Annotated in this window: 18 protein-coding genes and 1 pseudogene; 12 read left to right on the top strand and 7 right to left on the bottom strand. The window is 38.9% G+C overall.

Features of this window, described 5'->3' with window-relative positions:
• Positions 1 to 945, top strand: a 945-nt coding sequence (locus AAA970_RS26410; RefSeq protein WP_338239934.1) for a malectin domain-containing carbohydrate-binding protein, incomplete at its 5' end; no start/stop codon positions are given.
• A 328-nt stretch (positions 946 to 1,273) separates the two neighbouring features.
• Here AAA970_RS26410 and AAA970_RS26405 read toward each other — a convergent pair.
• Positions 1,274 to 3,772 (bottom strand): malectin domain-containing carbohydrate-binding protein, encoded by a 2,499-nt coding sequence (locus AAA970_RS26405; protein ID WP_338239933.1) that lies wholly within the window; start codon positions 3,770 to 3,772, stop codon positions 1,274 to 1,276.
• Positions 3,773 to 4,045: 273 nt separating this feature from the next.
• Positions 4,046 to 4,738 carry a response regulator transcription factor gene (locus tag AAA970_RS26400; RefSeq protein ID WP_338239932.1) on the bottom strand — a complete coding sequence of 231 codons (693 nt, stop codon included), beginning with the start codon at positions 4,736 to 4,738 and terminating at the stop codon, positions 4,046 to 4,048.
• 457 nt (positions 4,739 to 5,195) lie between these two features.
• On the opposite strand from AAA970_RS26400, the gene AAA970_RS26395 reads away from it, so the two are divergent.
• The 3 genes from AAA970_RS26395 to AAA970_RS26385 all read left to right on the top strand — a co-directional run bounded on the left by AAA970_RS26395 (position 5,196) and on the right by AAA970_RS26385 (position 9,923).
• Positions 5,196 to 7,859: a malectin domain-containing carbohydrate-binding protein gene (locus AAA970_RS26395; RefSeq protein WP_338239931.1), complete on the top strand. Its 2,664-nt coding sequence runs from the start codon at positions 5,196 to 5,198 to the stop codon at positions 7,857 to 7,859.
• A 492-nt stretch (positions 7,860 to 8,351) separates the two neighbouring features.
• Entirely contained in the window at positions 8,352 to 8,993 is a 642-nt protein-coding gene (locus tag AAA970_RS26390) for a hypothetical protein (RefSeq protein WP_338239930.1), read from the top strand.
• 108 nt (positions 8,994 to 9,101) lie between these two features.
• On the top strand, positions 9,102 to 9,923 hold the full coding sequence (locus tag AAA970_RS26385; protein WP_338239929.1) for an N-acetylmuramoyl-L-alanine amidase: 822 nt from the start codon (positions 9,102 to 9,104) through the stop codon (positions 9,921 to 9,923).
• 75 nt (positions 9,924 to 9,998) lie between these two features.
• On the opposite strand, the gene AAA970_RS27900 is transcribed toward AAA970_RS26385, so the two are convergent.
• Genes AAA970_RS27900 through AAA970_RS26375 form a run of 3 tightly spaced genes read right to left on the bottom strand, consistent with a single transcriptional unit; the run spans position 9,999 to position 11,005 of the window.
• Positions 9,999 to 10,109, bottom strand: coding sequence for an integrase core domain-containing protein (locus AAA970_RS27900; protein WP_420916758.1), 111 nt, complete (start codon positions 10,107 to 10,109; stop codon positions 9,999 to 10,001).
• Positions 10,110 to 10,133: 24 nt separating this feature from the next.
• A complete protein-coding gene (locus tag AAA970_RS26380) occupies positions 10,134 to 10,823 on the bottom strand; it encodes a DDE-type integrase/transposase/recombinase (RefSeq protein WP_338239928.1) in 690 nt (229 codons plus the stop codon).
• A 14-nt stretch (positions 10,824 to 10,837) separates the two neighbouring features.
• Entirely contained in the window at positions 10,838 to 11,005 is a 168-nt protein-coding gene (locus tag AAA970_RS26375) for a hypothetical protein (protein ID WP_338239926.1), read from the bottom strand.
• Positions 11,006 to 11,647: 642 nt separating this feature from the next.
• Here AAA970_RS26375 and AAA970_RS26370 point away from each other — a divergent pair.
• The 5 genes from AAA970_RS26370 (at position 11,648) to AAA970_RS26350 (ending at position 15,711) form a co-directional block, all read left to right on the top strand.
• Entirely contained in the window at positions 11,648 to 13,309 is a 1,662-nt protein-coding gene (locus tag AAA970_RS26370; RefSeq protein ID WP_338239925.1) for a hypothetical protein, read from the top strand.
• A 113-nt stretch (positions 13,310 to 13,422) separates the two neighbouring features.
• Positions 13,423 to 13,671: a transposase gene (locus AAA970_RS26365; protein WP_338239924.1), complete on the top strand. Its 249-nt coding sequence runs from the start codon at positions 13,423 to 13,425 to the stop codon at positions 13,669 to 13,671.
• 186 nt (positions 13,672 to 13,857) lie between these two features.
• Complete coding sequence (locus AAA970_RS26360; protein ID WP_338239923.1) at positions 13,858 to 14,652, top strand: IS3 family transposase; 795 nt, start codon at positions 13,858 to 13,860, stop codon at positions 14,650 to 14,652.
• A 180-nt stretch (positions 14,653 to 14,832) separates the two neighbouring features.
• Positions 14,833 to 15,249 carry an EVE domain-containing protein gene (locus AAA970_RS26355; RefSeq protein ID WP_338239921.1) on the top strand — a complete coding sequence of 139 codons (417 nt, stop codon included), beginning with the start codon at positions 14,833 to 14,835 and terminating at the stop codon, positions 15,247 to 15,249.
• Between the two features lie 3 nt (positions 15,250 to 15,252).
• The gene (locus tag AAA970_RS26350; protein ID WP_338239920.1) at positions 15,253 to 15,711 is read left to right on the top strand and encodes a hypothetical protein; all 459 of its coding nucleotides are present in this window, start codon (positions 15,253 to 15,255) and stop codon (positions 15,709 to 15,711) included.
• Between the two features lie 160 nt (positions 15,712 to 15,871).
• On the opposite strand, the pseudogene AAA970_RS26345 reads toward AAA970_RS26350, so the two are convergent.
• A pseudogene (locus tag AAA970_RS26345) lies at positions 15,872 to 16,045 on the bottom strand (thermonuclease family protein); the annotation flags it as partial.
• 65 nt (positions 16,046 to 16,110) lie between these two features.
• Positions 16,111 to 16,326 (bottom strand): transposase domain-containing protein, encoded by a 216-nt coding sequence (locus tag AAA970_RS26340; protein ID WP_420916757.1) that lies wholly within the window; start codon positions 16,324 to 16,326, stop codon positions 16,111 to 16,113.
• A gap of 46 nt (positions 16,327 to 16,372) precedes the next feature.
• Here AAA970_RS26340 and istA point away from each other — a divergent pair, with 46 nt between their 5' ends.
• The 3 genes from istA to istB are packed head-to-tail and all read left to right on the top strand — an operon-like array spanning position 16,373 to position 18,657.
• Positions 16,373 to 17,467: an IS21 family transposase gene (gene istA, locus AAA970_RS26335; protein WP_338239919.1), complete on the top strand. Its 1,095-nt coding sequence runs from the start codon at positions 16,373 to 16,375 to the stop codon at positions 17,465 to 17,467.
• Between the two features lie 3 nt (positions 17,468 to 17,470).
• On the top strand, positions 17,471 to 17,902 hold the full coding sequence (locus tag AAA970_RS26330) for a hypothetical protein (protein ID WP_338239917.1): 432 nt from the start codon (positions 17,471 to 17,473) through the stop codon (positions 17,900 to 17,902).
• Positions 17,899 to 18,657, top strand: a complete 759-nt coding sequence (gene istB, locus AAA970_RS26325) for an IS21-like element helper ATPase IstB (RefSeq protein WP_338237833.1) — start codon at positions 17,899 to 17,901, stop codon at positions 18,655 to 18,657. Before AAA970_RS26330 ends, istB begins: the two co-directional genes overlap by 4 nt.
• Positions 18,658 to 18,815 lie beyond the last annotated feature (158 nt).

Raw genomic sequence — 18,815 nt, 5'->3', positions numbered from 1 at the left:
GAAGAGTATATTAAGCGGCGATTTTCCATCAAAATCCAAGGATATCCTGATCAGGAAGGCATAGTACTCAGTAAATCAGCCGAACGTATTACAGCCACTATATATGCTGACCGCCCTATAAATGTAAAATTTTATATGGGTGAAAGAGGTATAGACAACGCCAAAGTAAATGCCATCAGTTGGGAAAAAGTAACAGCCCCTCAGTACCTCTATATTGATTGTGGTAACTTGAGAGGAACTCCATACGCCCTATATGTAGATTCTGTTGGTATCTATTCCAGGCTGGCCACCCCGGATGGCTATTTTCAAGGTGGAAGAATCTATGATAATGAGAATTATGGTTCATTCATGAGCACAGAGCGATATGGGCAAGACTTCAGTTATCGACTACCCACAAGTGTTGGAAGCCAATACCGGTTAAGGATTTTATCCTCTGAAACCTATTTTAATAGTGTCGGTAACCGAAAATTTAATGTAGAAATTGATCAGCAAAAAGTTTTAGATCACTACATGCCCCCAATGAGAGATGATTTCGAATATGGTGATGCGGAACTTCCAACATTCGACTTTACAGCAAAATACCCACTGACCACCATTCGATTTTATGTGCCTGCCAATGGATTGAATAATGCCAATGTCAATGCCCTGCTATTGGAACGAGTGGACCTGAATTCCCTTAAAGAAGTGGCCAGGAACATCCGGGAATTAGTCATAATTAGCCCAAACCCTGCCTATTTGAAATATTTTATTGTAAAATCAGAAACCCCCATACAGCAGGTCCGGATTATTAATTCTGCTGGAAATGAAATTGAATTCGACTTTTTGATTGAAACTTCAACTCAGTGGAGAATAAGCGATTTTGCATCAGCCCCATTCGGTCTCTACCAGGTGTTTGTACAAACAGAAAAGGACCTGATCAGTAAAAACATTTTATTAGGACGATAAGCTAAAATCGCGTTTTTGGGGAGATATAATTCCTCCGAAAGCGCGATTCACCAACCTTCCTCACTTGAGATTTACGAAAGAGAAAACATAAGTAGGTGGTAATACAACGGATTGGGGAAACAAATCCGACTAATCGAAGACAATCCAGCAGGAAAAGTACAATAAGCTATTGCCCACTTCAGATAACAAAAAAGCACTCCGAATATTTCAAAAAAGGAGTGCTTTAACGCTATGAAGCCCTTAACTATTTCAATCATTGTTGATCACAAATGTGATTCAGCAATTGCTAACTCCCGCACAAAAATGGCACATTTTGAACCGGAATAACCTACCAAACACCCAGCATCACCGGTTTATTGGTAGTTGAATTTTCGGTAGTAATAATGACCTGATACAATCCAGCTGGCACATTTTGCCCAACATCTATATTCAAAATACCAGGCGTAAATTGTCCTTGCTCAAAGGGAATGGAGCCCCCCTGATCATTAATAATTTGAATTTGCTTCACAAGGGCATCAGTCACAATTCTGAAAGTACTATAAGCTGGATTAGGATACAAAAGAAAGCTTTCACGAATTTGTCGTCCGTCATTGGTCAATTCATCCAGATCCACTCTTTCAAGCGCTAAGGCATTAATATGCGCGTAGTCCAAACTACCCGGGGCAGTAAAAAACCTAAGGGTGGTAAAAGGATAGTGCGCGGTAAATTCAAACGACAATATCTGGTTATTAGGGGAATCTAATGCGTAGTTTTCAATCTTAGTTTGGCGATAGTTTACAAGCACTAAACTATCATCAATGCTCAGATTAAATTGCCTGTTATCTCCAGGGATATGTGTACTTGATCCGGAAAATACCAGCAACCTATACTTACTACCAACGGAGGTAGGCAATGTATATTTAAAATCTTGACCGAACCTCTCAGTCACCCTGAAATCACCAGGTCTCCCCGTGGAGTTAAAAATTTCACCACCATCAAAATAGTTATCAGGAACAGTCAGCCTGGAATAATAATCGATTGAATCCTGCACTTCCACGAAATAAGATGTCTCCCCAAAATTTCCACAATCAATATATAATGTTTGAGGAGGTACCGTTTTAGTCCACCTTATGGCATTGATCTTGGCATTATCAAGCCCATCTTCATCCACAAAAAAGCGGAGATTGATCGGGCCATCCGCATATACGATCGTTTCAATTTTATCACCTAATGCATTTAAAACCCTATTGTTGGCAACCTCTTGCTCTCCTACTTTAATGGAAAACCTCCTCTTTATGACCTCTTCAACGCTATAAGGCCCTAAATAAGGTGGGTTCAGCCAAAAGGTTTCAGCGGCAAATAAGGATACCTTATAGTAACCGGCTTCCTCTACAGGTAAGTGATAATAAAAATCGTGACCATATCGCTCGGTCAGGAAGGCCTGCTGAGGGACAGAAAAATCGGCTGAAAATCTTTGCGTGAAAGACAGAATATCATCCTTAATATTTTCGCGACTCTCATAGGCAACTCCCGAGAAAAAATGTTGATCCTCTGCACTTCCAGCATCGATAAAGTTCGATGGATTGATTTTCTTCAAACTTAGCCCACTTAACATCGGATGGTTCGCCAAGCCTCGCTGAAACTTTAGATTAAGGGCGCCATCGGTTATTTCCAGAAAAAAGCCTTTGGTAATTTCCCCATCTTTGGGGTCTGGATTGAAATGCTCGAGTAATAAACTATCCTCAGCAAACACGTGGAAATCCCTTTTTCCTGCCTCTTTAAAATAAATTTCTTTAAAAAATAAGTTCAAATAATAGATGCCATTTTCTATGGGTATATCGTACTCAAAAGCGCCAAACCGATGGCTATTCCAAAAATTTCTACCCAAGGATAAATCATCATATCGATTTCCATTAAACTGCTTCAAATAAACATCTTCTTCCCCACTTCTGTATTTCCCTGTATTCAGGAAAAAATCGGCGTCCTGTTCCGCCTGCGATTCATATTCCACTAACCATAAATCCTGACCAATTAAAGTTGTGAAATAGTAGCGGTTATCCAGTTTTACCACCCTATCCCCACTATTGTATTGGGCAATTTCAGGCGGGAGCAATTGAATATAGTTTTGGTCCAAACGAGGGTTTCTGATACTCCCAATTTCGGTCTGTGGCACCTGCTCGGTACCTAATGGCGTATAATCATGTTGACCGAATAGCTCAGGGGCTGTGGCAACATCCTTCTCCTCCGATCCAAAAATTACGGCTTGCTCCCCTTTCAGGCCGATATACTTATTTTCTGTCTTCAAATAGCCGGACTCCGGATCTTCTGTGTAAACGACAACGGGAGCTACAGAAACGGTGACCAAGGAATCATCCACTAATAGGAATCGAGGATCTTTAATGATTCCTGACATCTGCGTTTCCAGCGCTGACTCTATGTAATCCAGGGTAGAATTCTTAAAATTAAATTCTGTTACATTCTGCCCGTCAAAACTACCTAGGCCATTGGCCCAAAAATACAGATAATCATCGACAATGGTGACATGAATACCTCCTAAAAAACCAGTCACTAAGGGGATTTGCTCACCCGTTTCCGGATCATAAGCAACTAAAATTACCTGATCGCCCGGACCATTGATAAAAAAGCATACCTTGTCCTTGAAAAGGAAAGGGCTGGCATGATATGGCCCATAATCCTCATCGTCAACATAAATCAGGATGGGCTCACCTTTAGTCAAATTGAGCCATAACTTTAAACCTTCAGGTAAGGTAGAATGTGCCGAATAGGTAAATTTGGATAGAAATACGAAGCAAAAAGCAACCCCAATAACATATAAAATCTTCCTCATAATGAATCTTTTTGGGGGCTATGACAATCTCAGAATCTTTATCAGAAAACTTTGTTCCCAATGGATCCCAATAAAATGCTGATTGATAGCGATTTTCATCATTTTCAAGTCAAAATGATATAAGAGAGCGATATATTGAAAGTTTAAACTAGGGAGCGTAGCTACTACCAACAACGAAAATTTCAGAAGAATATTTTCTTTCTTTTTTATGCTACGCTTATACCTAATACCATAGAGGCGGCCAAATAAAGGGGTTTTATTGTTAAAAAATGGCTACAGCACAAAGGCCCTGGCGTACCTTAAAACTCCGGCGATGCTGTTAATCTCTAACTTATAATAAATATTCTTTCGGTGGCGTTTTATCGTTTCCCTACTAACAAAAAGCAATTCACCGATTTCCGTATTAGACTTTCCTGTGGCAATTAAATTGAATACCTCTCGCTCGCGCTTGGACAGGCTTGCAAATTTCTCCCAATTCTTTCGCATGAAGACATTATCATTCAATGCCAAATTCACCTTTTTCGTAAGGTGGTTAACCTGATTAAAAGGGAGGGAGGTAGAAATTAATAAATCCTCAGTCCTACAAATTTTGGTAGTGGTGAGCATCCAATAATAATCCCTCTTTTTAGTATCATAGACCCTTTGGCAGAAAGTATAACTCTCATCTAAGTCAGCATTTCCATAAAACCGGATCAAATTGGGAATTTCAAGCTTCACATCCTCCGGGTGTAGATAGTTCTTCACAAAGTTCTCCCCAAGGCTGATCAGTTCATCATGACTTAACCTTAATAAAGAGGTCCCGAACTCATTCATCTGCTCAATCCCCAAATGCTGCATATTATTGAGGTGTACTACGCAGGGCATTTCTGAAGATATATTGGTCAAATTTTCATTTTCCCGAATAGTAATTTGATCAATCAGTCTAAGGTTTTGTCTGTTGGCGAGCAATATCTCCTTTTCTGTCATATCTACTATTTTCAGAAAAACAGGCGTCTCCCGGTTTTGGTTCCGATAAATAAAAAGAAAAATCCCCCAATTGGGTTATTCCCAAAGATTTAATTCTACCCTAAATTCAGGGCACCAACATAGCTGTGGAGTCCCCAGCCATTCATTTGAAAAATTGGGCGTAGGTAATAAATAGTTAATGTGAGATGGAATACCGGAAAATTACGAGGAGTGGGTTATCTGTTTTGATATATTGAAAGTCAAGATTGAATTATGGCCTTAATACGACCTCTTCAAAACATAACACCCTATAAAGCAACTACTTACAACAAGACAAAAGCCTGAGTAGATTGCATCATTTATCCAATAAATTGTTACTTTTTAATAAAGTGATGAAATTTTATATTTCATAAAACCATCACTAGATGAAATGCTTTTCCCCTTTGTAAACTGGATGAAATTAAAATGATCAGTCAAAATGAAAGATCAAGCAATACAAATCAAAACACTAATTACCGCAACGCTATTGATGCTCCTCGGTTTTCAGGCCTGGTCTCAGGAGGGAATTCGAAAGATACACCGCATTATTGAAGGAGAAGGCGTACCGGAGCTGGATTATGATAGCGGGGAAGAATTTGGTACTATAAGATCCAAATTATTCGTATGGGATGACAAGGTGTTTTTTACCAATGGGGACTTATATGTCTACTTTTATGATCCCATAAATGAAGCCATCAAAAAAACAGAAGCTTTCAACCCCTTCACTGTAATGCGTTATAAAAATAGCCTGCTCATGAATTCAATGGAAGCATGGTATTTATATCAAAACGGTACCATTGAGAACGTTTGGTATGAAAGCGCAAATTACGACGAATTTGAATTCCTTTACCTCAATCCCTATTGGCCGGAGGTTTTTGGTGCAGATGAAAACTATTTTTACTACCGGCATGATAAGATGAATTATTTAAATCCCATTGTCGGAGAAGATGGGGAAATTAAATTCCAACAGATATATGCCACCTATTTTGATGGGGAAAAATTCATGGTTGGGGAAGTGCGCGAACCGGGAACACCTGCATCAGATTACCTTTTAAACGATGTTCAATGGTTAGATAGGAGGCTTTTTGATGCACGCTATGGCGCAAGTGAAATAAAGGGAAGCGACTCACCACCACTCAGCGAGTTTTTGGATACTCCTTTTGAAAACCACTATGAGGAATTACCGGAAGACATTCAGGCAATGGCTACCGGCCTCCTGGCGGTAAAGGTCAATGGGAAATATTACTTTGACATCATTGAAGGAGGCTATCTTTGGTTGTGTGAATACAGTCCGAGAGAGGTCATTGCAAGTCAAAACTTGAAAATAAATGCAGGAGGAAATACAGAGGTGAATGGTTATCGCCCGGATGCAGAGCTTAAAATTACGGGTCCAAGCCGGACTTATCAAACGAGCAAAGGAGAAGACGTCCTATATAATTCCCATCGTTACGGAAAAGACTTCCAATACCAGCTTCCTTTACCTAATGGCAGGTATGAAGTTAGTCTGATATTCAAAGAAGTATACCATGATAAAATTGGCAAAAGAATTTTTTGCGTTGACCTTCAGGGCGAAAATATTATAAAAGATTATAGTCCAAATCCAATTGAAGGAGTAATTCATAAGAAATTCACTGCCGAAGTAACAGATGAAAAGCTAAATATAAGATTCTACACAGGTAAATTCGGTATAGATAATGCGATGATCTCCGCCATTACTATCCAACCTGATTTTACAAAAGATAAAAAAATAAATGCAGGATCTTCGGTGACTAATCCGGCTATGGACCTGGGTGAAGGGATTGATCGCTACTACACCTCTGGTAAAAGTTATTCAAAAGATGGAACGGATTTCATTGAAAACACGGAACGCTACGGTAAGGACTTTTCTTATTGTATCCCGGTAAAAGAAGCCGGTATTTATAAGGTAAGCCTCTATTTTAATGATTTCTATTGGGCAGAAAATAATCAAGAAGTAATTGAGCCCTATCAGGATGGATTTTTCAGCTATACGCCCAGAAAACGAAGATTTAATGTCGACATCAACGGCATTAGGGTGCTGGATGATTTCGATTTATGGGATCGTATTGAATTGACTGAACGTAATTTTTATGTAGAAGCAACAGACAGCCTTAAAATCAGATTTTTTCTGGGCGATTATGGCTTAGATCATGCCAAAGTCAATGCCATTAGCTGGGAGAAATCGGTTCCAGCCCCTGTTTATATTGATGCCGGGGCATCTTCCTATCTGCGTGCAAGTGCTTATTATTATCAGCCTGAATTGGGATACAATTCAGAAAGAAGGAGATTCCTTCCGGAGGATGGATATTTTCAGGGAGGTGAGCGCTATTCTGTTTTTGGAAAAAGATACCGGTATAATAGGGGACAAGGATTCTATTATTGGATCACCCAAATTGATGAAAATACCTACAATTACTCCGGATACTCCGAAAGACCTCCTTCACTACCGTATAATGACGAAGACACTAACGATGCCATAAAAACGGAGAGGTATGGCCGGGATTTCAGTTATTGCCTTCCGACTATTCCGGGTGAATCTTATGATCTAAAGCTCATTTTTGCGGAAATCTATTTTAAGCGGGAAGGGCAGCGCATCTTTCAGGTGGACATTGATGGTCGACAGGTAATATCCAACCTGGACATCATCAAAGAAGCTGGTGGTCCTTATATCGAAATCACAAAAGATCTCAGCTTCACTGCCCAGCACCAGACCACCAAAATCCGCTTTTATACCGGAGCGGAAGGCGTCAACAACGCCAAAATATCCGGTATCCTGCTGGAACCCGGAGATTCAAATGAACGAATGCTGACTGAGGAGCTCCAATTGCCGGAGGAAGAAAACAGCCTGGTGAGTCCAAACCCGGTCGTGAATAATATTATCCGGATAAATAAATCCGCAGTAGCAGGTGAAATTGAAGGGATCGCATTGGTGAGTATGGATGGGAGAATGATGGAGTATACAGTGGTGAATGAGGATAATGAGGTGGTGGAGATTTCGCCTGTGAATAACCTCGGGAATCAGATGATCAAGGTGAGGGTTAGGGGTTCTTTGGGCTCAAAGAGTGTTACTGTGTTGAGGAGGTAGTTAGTGAAAAATCGTCTTGACAGGCACCAATAACTAAAATTAACATAGAAAAAATAAATATTATTCATTTGATTGAATTAGATTATTATATACCATATGAAAATAAAATCAATTTAGTGGTAAACCTTACACTTGCCATCATAAACGAAAACAACTCATTATCAACGATATACAGGCCTTATTTATCAAATATCAACTGTAACCCTTTGAGAAGAAAAAGATTTTGTACGAAAAAAAGCAAAATACTATTGTTCAAACTCAAACATTACACGATTAAGACCTGAATATTATTACGATTTTAAAGCCACGTTTGAAATAGATCTAAAGAAATATTTTACTGTAATAATCACACATGAACTAAGCCAGATTACCAATAATATCTATTTAAAACTGTTCTTAGCCGATTAAAAAAATGGATTGGTTTCGTTGCATAAAATCGGATTCAAATGATAACATTTTTCCTTGGAAGGAACAGTATTTACTAAATGAAAAATGAAAGAACTTAAATCAAGAGTAGACCAACTTATCGGTGGAATTCAAATACAAAGTAAGAGAAAAAGAGGAATAGGAACTTTGGGGTGCATTGTATTTGATAGACTATCTGGAAAGCCTTTGGGATTGACAAACAAGCACATCCTCAAAAAAAGAAGAGGTTTTTCAGTAATCCAGCCAGCAAGAAAAAAGAGAGCCTCTGAGTATATTATTGGTAATATATTTAGAAAAGGGAAAAACGGTAAGGAGAATGATTTCGCTGTTTTTGAAATAAACACAAATAATCGTGCTATCAATCAAAAAAATAGCCTATTCGGTTTGGCGGGTAAAATAACTGAATTTGTAGAACCTGAAATCGGAATGTTAGTACAAAAAGTGGGGCAAAGTACTGGCCATACTTACGGGATAATTCAAAAGGTCAGTTCCAAAACTATAATAATCAAAGGTAATCCGGACAAACCATGTGAAGAAATATCTATCGGCGGTGATTCAGGAAGCTTATGGGTAACAGATGAAGAGAATTTTAAAGCAGTAGCCCTTCATAGGGCTGGTGAAAAAAATAACACAACAACTCCTATCGAGGATACTGCTTATGCTATTCCTATTTCTAGAGTATTAAAAGAGCTTAAAATCAGGTTTTAAAATTTTTCCATCCTTTAAAAATTGCACCTATACAATTAATATAATATATCAGATGTAATTTTATTAAAAAAATATATTTCCTTCAATAATATAATCGCACATAACAAAATGAAAATTAAATCTCATAAATTATTTCATTCAGATGGCTTGCAAGTAAAATTTAAGCGCAGTCCGAATCAAAGTAGTGCAGTAATTAACCCGCGTTTTTTAGTTATGCATTATACAGCTGGCTCCAGTGCGGAAAGCTCAATAAATTGGTTGATAAACCCTAAAGCAAAAGCTTCAGCTCATATAGTTATCGGTCGGGATGGATCCATAGTTCAATTAGTAGATTTTAATAGAAAAGCATGGCATGCAGGGAAAAGCCATTGGAGAGGTGTTAATGGACTCAATAGCTATTCTATTGGTATTGAGCTCGACAACCCAGGGCTTCTACAAGGGTCCTCTGGCAACTGGAAAACCGCCTGGGGTAAACCTGTTTCGGACAATGAAGTATTGGAGCAGAAAAGTTCCTTTGGAAAAATAAAAGGCTGGCACACCTATACTGAACTACAATTAGAGGTCGCTGCAGAGGTCTCCTTAGCCATTGTCCGTCATTATAACATAGAGGAGGTAATCGGTCATGATGATATTTCCCCAGGAAGAAAAAATGATCCAGGAGCAGCCTTCCCAATGTCTACCTTTCAAAATTTAGCTGCCGGTAGAAGTAGCGATGAATCCGATAATATTTTCCAGACCTCAACAGCCCTAAATATCCGTAAAGGACCTGGAACTGAATATGATAAATTTACGGAAGTCTCTCCCTTACCCAAAGGAACAAATTTATCAGTAATTGAGAGTCATGGAATTTGGAGGAAAGTTGATGTAATAGATGTCATAAATAATGAAATGGATATTGTAGGATGGGTTCATGGTCGGTACTTATCCTGAGTAAGCTATAATTTTAACCATAATTCAAGTAAAAATGTCAACTAAAGTGCTCTTTCCGATGAAAAACTGTACCACTTAAGCTGCAGTTTTTAAAGTATAAAATTGATTTGGTGTTAACATTTTCAAAGCTGAATGAGGTGCGAATGTGTTGTATTCATTCATCCAGCTCACAATCTGACTTTGCACGACCAAAGCATTATCCAGGCAACTTTAATAGACGTAGTCACGCTTCAAAGTCCCCATAAACGATTCATACATTCCATTCGATTGTGGTGAATATGTCGGGGTGTTACAATTTTCGATATTCCATTTCTTCAGTTGACGACCTAATTTTCTTTCAATGAACTCGGGCCCATTATCATGAAGAAACTGAATGAAAGAAGATAAAGGAGCCTCTGCCTTCCTAAAAAGTTTAATCAGGGCATCCTGAACCATTAATTCAATATCACATGCCTGAATATGTTTGCCGGAAATCCATGATATAATGGAGCGATCACAGCAATCCAGTACTATTGCCACTTTGACTTTTTCGCCATTCCAACATTTTATAGTCGTAATGTCACTTGCCCATCGAGTGTTAGGTTTAGCGACAGAAATCTGCCCTGTATGTGGCCTTGACGCTCCTAGAGGGCGGTTTTTCTTTATAAGTAAACCTTCTTCCTTCATTATTCGGTGAACCATGTATTTAGAAATTTCAATCCCATGATCCCTTTTTAAGAGTGCTTTAACCCGAGGAACACCATAGGTAGCCTTGCGTTCAGTAATCGCGAAAATTGCTGATTTCACTTCAGGGGGTGTTGGCTTTTTCTTGCGTTTTGTGTCTTTAGGATACTCCTTTGACTTATAGTAAACGGAAGATTTCGCCACCCCAAAAGCTTTGATTACTATATTCTTACCCACCTGAAAATCAATCGCTAGCCCTTCAACTTCTTGTTTCGAAGTTGATCCATCTCTAACTTTTTTTTTAAGATTTTGATATCTAGCGTGGCCTCACCCAAAGCCTTTAACAGCTCTTCGTTTTGCTTTTTAAGAAAATCTAACTCTGCTTTTGAGTGAAGTTCTCCTTCATTTTTAATCCCCATGATTGCACCGCTTTTGGCGTTTGATCGCCATTGATAAAGTTGACTTGTAATTAGGCCATACCGCCGACAAAACTCTGGCCAGGATAAACCTGATTATTCCCAACTTTCTACAATTGTCGCTCTTTGTTCTGAGGTTAATAGCTTTCTTCCACTACGTGACAATCTAGCATTTTTTAAAATTTCTTCGACCATTTGAGTCCAGTTTTATGCTACTTGGCTACTTCGTCTCGATTTGTGCCACCCTCACTTTCGTGTTTGGGACTTCACAAAGATGTACTTGCTTACATGGCGCCATAAGCTACATATGTAATTCCTGTTCATCAGTACTAAGTTTTGTAGCCCCCCTCCATCAGTGTATACCTCACGGTAAACCACCTTGCGACTTGCTAATCCTTCGAGACGTGGCCCCCGCGCATAAGAGACTTGCACCTTATAGAATAATATTCTATATTATAATAGAATAATGATATCTATGCTGAGTACACACAGTAGCTATATCCAATTGCGGGTTGACGAGAAGTATAAAATTTTATCTTCACTATTACGTTTGGTCACGGTGGACAATAACGATTTCAAAAGCTGACACTAGTTATGGCCAATCCTTATACGCAAGTAACAAATAAACATTAAAACCTTGAAATCATGAGCACAACATTAAAAACTTTTGGCATTGATGCCCTTACAGGTAATTTAAAAGAGAATGATATTCTCCTCTTGGAGGGTGATACAGAAGATCAAGATATTAATTCAAAAAACTATCCCTTAAGCGCTATACAGGTATATCAGTACATCTCTAGCATAAAAGGAGGGGGAAACTTGGCTATTGGTGGCTTTGTAAAAGGTGAGAGCACTTTCTCATCGCTTGATTACAAATATGCAGCGATGCTTTTTTCAGATAAGTTTGATGTTATTACTAGAGATGATGGAACACAAATTTTCAAACGATATGGATATGGGATCAAAGTGACGCTCCAGGTAACAGATGTGCAAGCAAATCTTGATATTAGTTTTGGCAGTATGGCTGCTTCTACCAAAATGGGTTTAGCTAAAATACAGTATCGGATTGACAGTTTTGGTGTTCCTGAAAACATTATTGAAAATTATGTGGACTTGGTCGGAGATTTTAATTTCGAGAGTTATCAAAAAATAATTACCTGCTCCAAAGCCATTAAGGACTTAATTGGAGATAATACTGATACAGTAAAGCTATTCCCGATTGACGTACTTACTCCTGTCACTATCTCACCCGATGAGGAAGATTCCCGCTCTTTTTATTTTGGTGCCGATTCAATCTCGGGTGGCCTAAATTTGCGAGATGCTGTTCTGAGAGCAAGGAATAGTAATTCTCACGCAGAAGATGAAGACATTATTTCTTTCATGTATCAGTACTTTGGGATAGATAATGCATACTCAACGCCAAACGAAACGCAGAAAAAAAGAGCTAAAGAATGGATTGAAGGTACATACAATAAAACACAGAGCACTGGGTTTAAAGATAAATGGGTATCAGTAGAACCTAATGTGGATGATAATGGCTACTTTGTATCATTGCGCCATCTTGGAGAAGAGTACCAACCGCACCAATTGCCTGTAGATTGGAGTACTCGTGCAAAAGCAGAATACTTCGATAGCATTTCAATAAGTTTTCAAAACTCGTCGGAAATTCAGGTTTCGGCAATCGCTGATGTATCAAGTGATTATAATTCTAAAACTATCATTTTCGATGCAATGATATATTGGAATATTTATGATGCTGAACCGAAAGGAAAAATTCTGGAGACTAGGTATGGAGTTGGGGTACGAATGAAAATGAAGGTTTCTGAAATGGAATTTGGTACTGATATTAATTTTGCTTCGGTGGGAGCATCCGCAGAACTAGGACTAGCAAACGTAGGATATGAAATACGAGCAATTGGAATTAATGACAAAAAAATTATTCAGGATTTGCCCAACCCGCAAGACCTCGATGAATCTACTATAAGTAATATTATTGATTCCTTTAAGAAGTTACTAAATAAAATAGGAAATAGTGATTTAGGGGATTTCAATCCACAGCCAATTGCTATAAAGATCAAGGATCAAACAGATGTAGATTCAACATTGGTTCATCAGTCAGTTACTTTTGCTTATCAAAAACTGTGTAAGAGAAAAAAACTCAAAAATATCTTGGCTGAAGCTAGAAAAAACAATCTTTTTATTGAAAAAGTGAAGGAAGTCTATGCTGACTTTGGTATTACCAAAGAAAATGATAAGCCTTCCTTTTCCCAAAAACGAGATGCACTTGAATGGTTTCGCATAGAATGATGATCATTAGACACTCTCCCATAAAGTGTGTAAATGTATTTTATAGGATCTAGCTTAAAACTGGATCCTATTTTCATATATTAAAGTTACCCCCAATAATCGGACAGCATATTTTGCAGAATATAAAAACACGAAGAAAATTTTCCGCCGATTTTAAAGCCAAAGTGGCAATTGATGCCATTAAGGAGATTCAAACTTTACCGGAGCTGAGCCAGAAATACGAAATCTCCGTTCAGCAAATTAAAAACTGGAAAAAGGAATTTCTTTCAGGGGCTTCTTCCGTTTTCGAAAAGGAAAGTAAGGCCTCAAAGTTGGATGCATCCCATGAAAGTGAAAAGCAGCAGCTCTATTCCAAAATATGACAACTTCAAGTTCAGGTCGATTTTTTAAAAGAAGCCTCTGAAGTAAAGAACAGGAATCAAAGAAAAGTCCTGATCAATGAGGAGCATGCTTCCCTGAGCATTTCAGAAAAGTGTGAATTATTAGACATCTCCCGATCAACTTATTAATACAAGCCTAAGGGCGAGACCTCATTGAATCTTGAACTCATGCGACAGATAGATGAAGAATACACCAGAAAGCCTTTCAAAGGAGTCCCTTCCATGACCTCCTATCTGATAAATGACCTTGGATATTCAGTAAATAAAAAGAGAATAGAACGATTATATAAAGTCATGGGCTTAAAGGCCGTGGCTACCGGACCGCACACTTCAAAACCTAATAAAGAGCATTATATCTACCCCTATTTACTTAAGGGGATGAAAATTGAAGAAGTTAATCAGGTTTGGGAGACTGATATCACCTACATTCCAATGGCTAAGGGCTTTATGTATTTAATGGAAGTAATAGATGTTTATAGCAGATATGTTGTGGGCTGGTCGGTATCAAATACTATGGATGCGGACTGGTGCATGGAAACCATCAAAGAGTGTGTTAACACTCATGGAGTACCACAAATCGTAAATACTGACCAGGGGGCTCAGTTTACCAGTCATGAATTCACTGGGTATTTAAAATTAAAGGATATCAAAATAAGTACGGATGGAAAGGGACGGGCTTTGGATAATATTTTTGTAGAAAGGCTTTGGAGGACGGTAAAATATGAAGATATTTACCTAAATGCCTATGACACCGGGCTTGATCTTCAGATTGGATTAATCGAATATTTTAATTATTACAATCAACGGAGAAGACATAGCTCTATCGGAGAGCTTCGTCCTGCAGACGTATATGAAAAGCAGCAATGCCCGACAACATCAGACGCAAAGGTAATTCCTTGTGCTGAGCAGTGTCAAGGGCAAGCAAGTGGGGCTGCCGCAGGCGCAACACAGCCCCACCCTTGACATTACTCATCAAAGGAATTGAAAGGGCCTCAGATGTTTCAGGCAAAAGAAATAATAATTTAAAACAGCGCGATCAGTTGTTCAGGATTCGGGGGGGAGCTTTACACAGATAATAAAACGCGCCTTACTCGGACCATTGTTCTGAAATTAAGGAGACTCAAATAACAAATAGGTTAGACCATGAATACATTTATTTTTCAATCACTACCTCAGAGATATGACCTGAGAGAAAAGTTAATACCTGGAGAAAAAGACACTTGGTATGCAACTCGATACAGGAATAAAATGAAACCTGGTGACTTAGTCTATTTCTGGATGGGAGGAGATGACATGTTCCATGGCTTATATGGTTGGGGGGAAATAACTTCAGCACCATATATAAGGGAAGAGTGGGATAGTTATGGAGTTGATATCGTTTACAGATCAAAATTTGAGAAGCCAATTACCAAGAGTAAAATCCTGAAATATTCTAACCTTTCAAATCTACTTCTATTTCGTGCTCCACAAGCATCTAATTTCTTGGTGGAACCCTCTGAGGCTAAAAGTATGATTAGACTAATTGAAAAGTTCGGAGAAGAATCACCTAAAAACTTATAGGTTATGAAAGATTCTAAAACTTTTCTAGAGCTTGTTAAAACACCATTAAGTTTTATGGTCTTCTATCTTATAATAGTTGAGTCATTTTTCGGTTTTCTCATTGCCAATAATAAAAATAATGATGAAAGATTAATTCTTATATATACCGCAATTATTTTTTTTGGTTTATCATTTATCGCAATAATAGCTTTGGCTATTTTCAAACCAGAAGCCCTTTCTGGAAATAAGAAATGGACTGAAAGGTTCGCTCATAAATTGATTACAGATATTTACGATGGCTTAGACGGATATCTTTCCAACCTTCCTAATAGACGAGAATATAACGAAGCTTGGCTAACCACATCTGATGTACTGAAAAACACATATGTTGAGGATAAAGAATTTGTGAAATTCTGTGAAACCATGAGCAAAGAACTTGATAAAAAAACAAAAATCCGTGAAAGGTGGCAAAATGAAAATTAGAAACTAAGCATGTCGAGTAAGCCAGGGGACTTTCACCCCCCTGACTTCTCACAGAACCGTACGTGAACCTCTCAATTCATACGGTTCTTGTCATGAAAAGCGCTTCAAGAAACTTAGGAGGTCCGATTCTCCTAAATGGATAACATAACGTCTTTACAAATTACCTTCGACGCCGAAACTCCCAGGGAGCAATTGCTTCCTCAACCCAAAGGCCTTTCTTTTCACTCTTAGCCTGCTCATGCAGATCGGCAAGCAACTGGTCTTCAGGGGTGTATCGCTTATAATGCCAGGCTAATCCTTCACCCACTAGCCAGGCATTAACATAAACACCTTCGGTGTAAACATCCCGGCATCTCCGTCAACCCCTCTAATTCCCAGCCAGGCTCTATCGCCCCAAACTTATTCGGAGAAATTTTGTGGTAAAAGGGAAGAAATATTTTCCTCAGGAGTCGATCGGATATTTTCAAGGGTATGCTTGAGCCACTTGTAGGGGTTCACCTCATTCAACTTACAGGTTGCAAAAAAGGAATAGAATACTGCAGCCCAGTGGCCTCCGTTTTCGGAGTGTAACCACCAACGAAAACGATACCACCTTCTAATTGAAAAGGGTACCACTTCACCAATCTAATTCAAAATTGAATTAGATTACAAAATGGTATCTATGAATACAAAACAAGAAATCCTGCTAAGGAAATACAGGGATCATCAAAGCCAGCGCACTATTGTAAAGGAATTGAAGGTTGGTAGAAGGACCGTAAGAAAATATCTTCAGGAATTTGAAGAGTTACGGCCTCAACACAATGATTTTCAAAGTGCCCTGAGAGCGAGTTTGGCAATACATCCAAAGTATGACTCCTCCAATCGAACTAATTCGAAGCTGACAGATAAGGTCATCGCAAGAATTGAATCTCTATTGGAAGAAAATGATCGCCGGCAAGGTTTGGGTTTAAAAAAGCAGCTTTTAAAGGCGGTTGATATTCATGAATGCCTGGAATCTGAGGGCTATTCCATTAGCTATTCAAGTGTATGCGCATACTTGCAAAAGAAAAAGGCAAATAGAAGGAATGAGGCATATATCCGACAGCAAATTTCAGCTGGAAGCATGACGGAGTTCGATTGGGGAGAGATAAAATTAGAAATAGATGGAAAGCTGCGTGTAATACAGATGGCAGTCTTCACATCTGGCTTTAGTAACCATCGATTCGCCTACCTGTTTAACCGGCAGGATAGTATTGCATTTCAGGAGGCTCATGTCCGTTATTTTGCAAATGTAGAGGGTGTTTATCGTGAGGTGGTTTACGATAATATGCGTGTAGCAGTTAAGTCATTCATCAGTAAAACAGAGAAGGAACCCTCCGAAGCACTCGTTAATTTAAAAGCACATTATGGTTTCAGTCATCGATTTTGTAATGTTCGAAAGGGGAATGAAAAAGGTAAAGTAGAACGAAGTGTAGAGTATGTTCGCCGGAAATCATTTGCGGGAAAAATATCTTTTAAATCACTGGAAGAGGCTAATGAATACCTTCAGGTAGAATTAGATAAAATTAATAATAGAAGACTAACGGAGAAAGAAGAATCAGCCAAAGAGTTATTGGAATTGGAACGAGATTACCTACTTGATCACTCCGGTGGATTTCACTGTTTTGAACGAGAGGAGGTACGTGTAGATAAGTATGCCACAGTGTGCTACAAGACAAACAGATATTCTGTCCCAGATCATCTTGTAGGTAAATTTATTACGCTTGAAGTTACTTAAAACATGATTAAGGCTTTCTACCAAGAGGAGTTGGTCGCGAGTCATTCTCGGGTATTTGGCACCCATCAGTGGGCAATATCACTCCATCATTACCTACCCACATTGGCAATGAAACCCGGAGCGTTAGCAAAAAGTGTGGCATTGGATTCAGACCCATTTTTAAAGGGGCTTTTTGATGATCATTTTAGCACGAATCCAAGATCATTTATCGAGATGCTGGCCTTTTGCCAGAAAGAAGGAATTGACCACCAACGGCTGGTTTTATGTGTGGATCAAATAAAGCGGAAGCAACCAACGGCGTCCATTACCTGGGAATTAATCAGAGTTTTACTAGGCAATAAGGAAAAAGAAACTCCGGTGATTAATATTAATTCGACCATTCTGCATCATGCTCAACAAACCATATCACAGGCCTCTAAATTACTGAAGGGATGAGAAAGTCAGATAAAGAACGAATCATTGAACTCAGCAGGGAATTGAGGCTTCCGGCACTGAGGAATAATTTTACCACATTAGCTGCCGAAGCAGCCGAAAACAATCTGGACTATGAGGACTACCTGTTAGCTATTTTAGAAAAAGAGTTCATCAATAGAAATGAAAATAGAAAGAAAAATATTATCCGAAGAGCGGGTTTTCCTTCAAAGAGCTATCTTTCGCTGTTGGAACGTACTTTTCTTCCCAAGGCGGCCCAAAAAAAGCTACCGGTTCTTGAACGACTGGAATTTATCGACCAGGGACAAAATATCATCATGGCAGGCAATCCAGGGACAGGTAAAACGCATATCGCTATTGGGCTGGGACTGAAAGCTTGTGAAATGGGCTATTCCGTTTATTTCACCACCATCCATGCTTTACTAACCCTCCTACGGGAATCGCACTCTCAGAAGGCGCTAAGGCAGATCGAAGCCAGATTTGAGAAATACGATTTGGTAATTTGCGATGAAGTAGGTTATGTCTCCTTTGATAAGGCCGGTGCGGAACTCTTATTCAATCATTTATCCCTCAGGGCTGGCAGGAAATCAACGATCATCACCACCAATCTGGACTTTGAGAGATGGCATGAAATATTCCTTGACCCGGTCTTAACAGCAGCCCTGATTGACCGGTTGACTCACAAAGCTCATTTGATCAATATGGATGGGGAGTCTTATCGATTAAGAGAGACAATGAATCTTACACAACAGGCATAATTTATTGAAAACAACCATGGGCTTTTAGCCTATTTATTTTACTTTTAATGGTACCCTTTTCGGTTGGAAGGGTGGTACCCAGAGATATGCCCGAAAGTGGTGTTTGAGGGTTGAAAAATAGCGGCAAAATTGGTTGATTTAAACGCCAATAAAAAACA

It is taken from the genome of Persicobacter diffluens, from assembly GCF_036244895.1.
GTDB lineage: Bacteria > Bacteroidota > Bacteroidia > Cytophagales > Cyclobacteriaceae > Persicobacter > Persicobacter diffluens.
Note: the sequence above shows the minus strand (reverse complement) of the source record. Positions and strands in the feature narration are given on the sequence as shown.

Bases quoted from the DNA above. Each gene is read 5' to 3' on its own strand.
- AAA970_RS26400 (WP_338239932.1), bottom strand. From the start codon at position 4,738: ATGACAGAAAAGGAGATATTGCTCGCCAACAGACAAAACCTTAGACTG.
- AAA970_RS26370 (WP_338239925.1), top strand. From the start codon at position 11,648: ATGAGCACAACATTAAAAACTTTTGGCATTGATGCCCTTACAGGTAAT.
- istB (WP_338237833.1), top strand. From the start codon at position 17,899: ATGAGAAAGTCAGATAAAGAACGAATCATTGAACTCAGCAGGGAATTG.
- AAA970_RS26375 (WP_338239926.1), bottom strand. From the start codon at position 11,005: ATGGGGATTAAAAATGAAGGAGAACTTCACTCAAAAGCAGAGTTAGAT.
- AAA970_RS26330 (WP_338239917.1), top strand. From the start codon at position 17,471: ATGATTAAGGCTTTCTACCAAGAGGAGTTGGTCGCGAGTCATTCTCGG.
- istA (WP_338239919.1), top strand. From the start codon at position 16,373: ATGAATACAAAACAAGAAATCCTGCTAAGGAAATACAGGGATCATCAA.
- AAA970_RS26405 (WP_338239933.1), bottom strand. From the start codon at position 3,772: ATGAGGAAGATTTTATATGTTATTGGGGTTGCTTTTTGCTTCGTATTT.
- AAA970_RS26385 (WP_338239929.1), top strand. From the start codon at position 9,102: ATGAAAATTAAATCTCATAAATTATTTCATTCAGATGGCTTGCAAGTA.
- AAA970_RS26355 (WP_338239921.1), top strand. From the start codon at position 14,833: ATGAATACATTTATTTTTCAATCACTACCTCAGAGATATGACCTGAGA.
- AAA970_RS26350 (WP_338239920.1), top strand. From the start codon at position 15,253: ATGAAAGATTCTAAAACTTTTCTAGAGCTTGTTAAAACACCATTAAGT.
- AAA970_RS26360 (WP_338239923.1), top strand. From the start codon at position 13,858: ATGCGACAGATAGATGAAGAATACACCAGAAAGCCTTTCAAAGGAGTC.
- AAA970_RS26390 (WP_338239930.1), top strand. From the start codon at position 8,352: ATGAAAGAACTTAAATCAAGAGTAGACCAACTTATCGGTGGAATTCAA.
- AAA970_RS26395 (WP_338239931.1), top strand. From the start codon at position 5,196: ATGAAAGATCAAGCAATACAAATCAAAACACTAATTACCGCAACGCTA.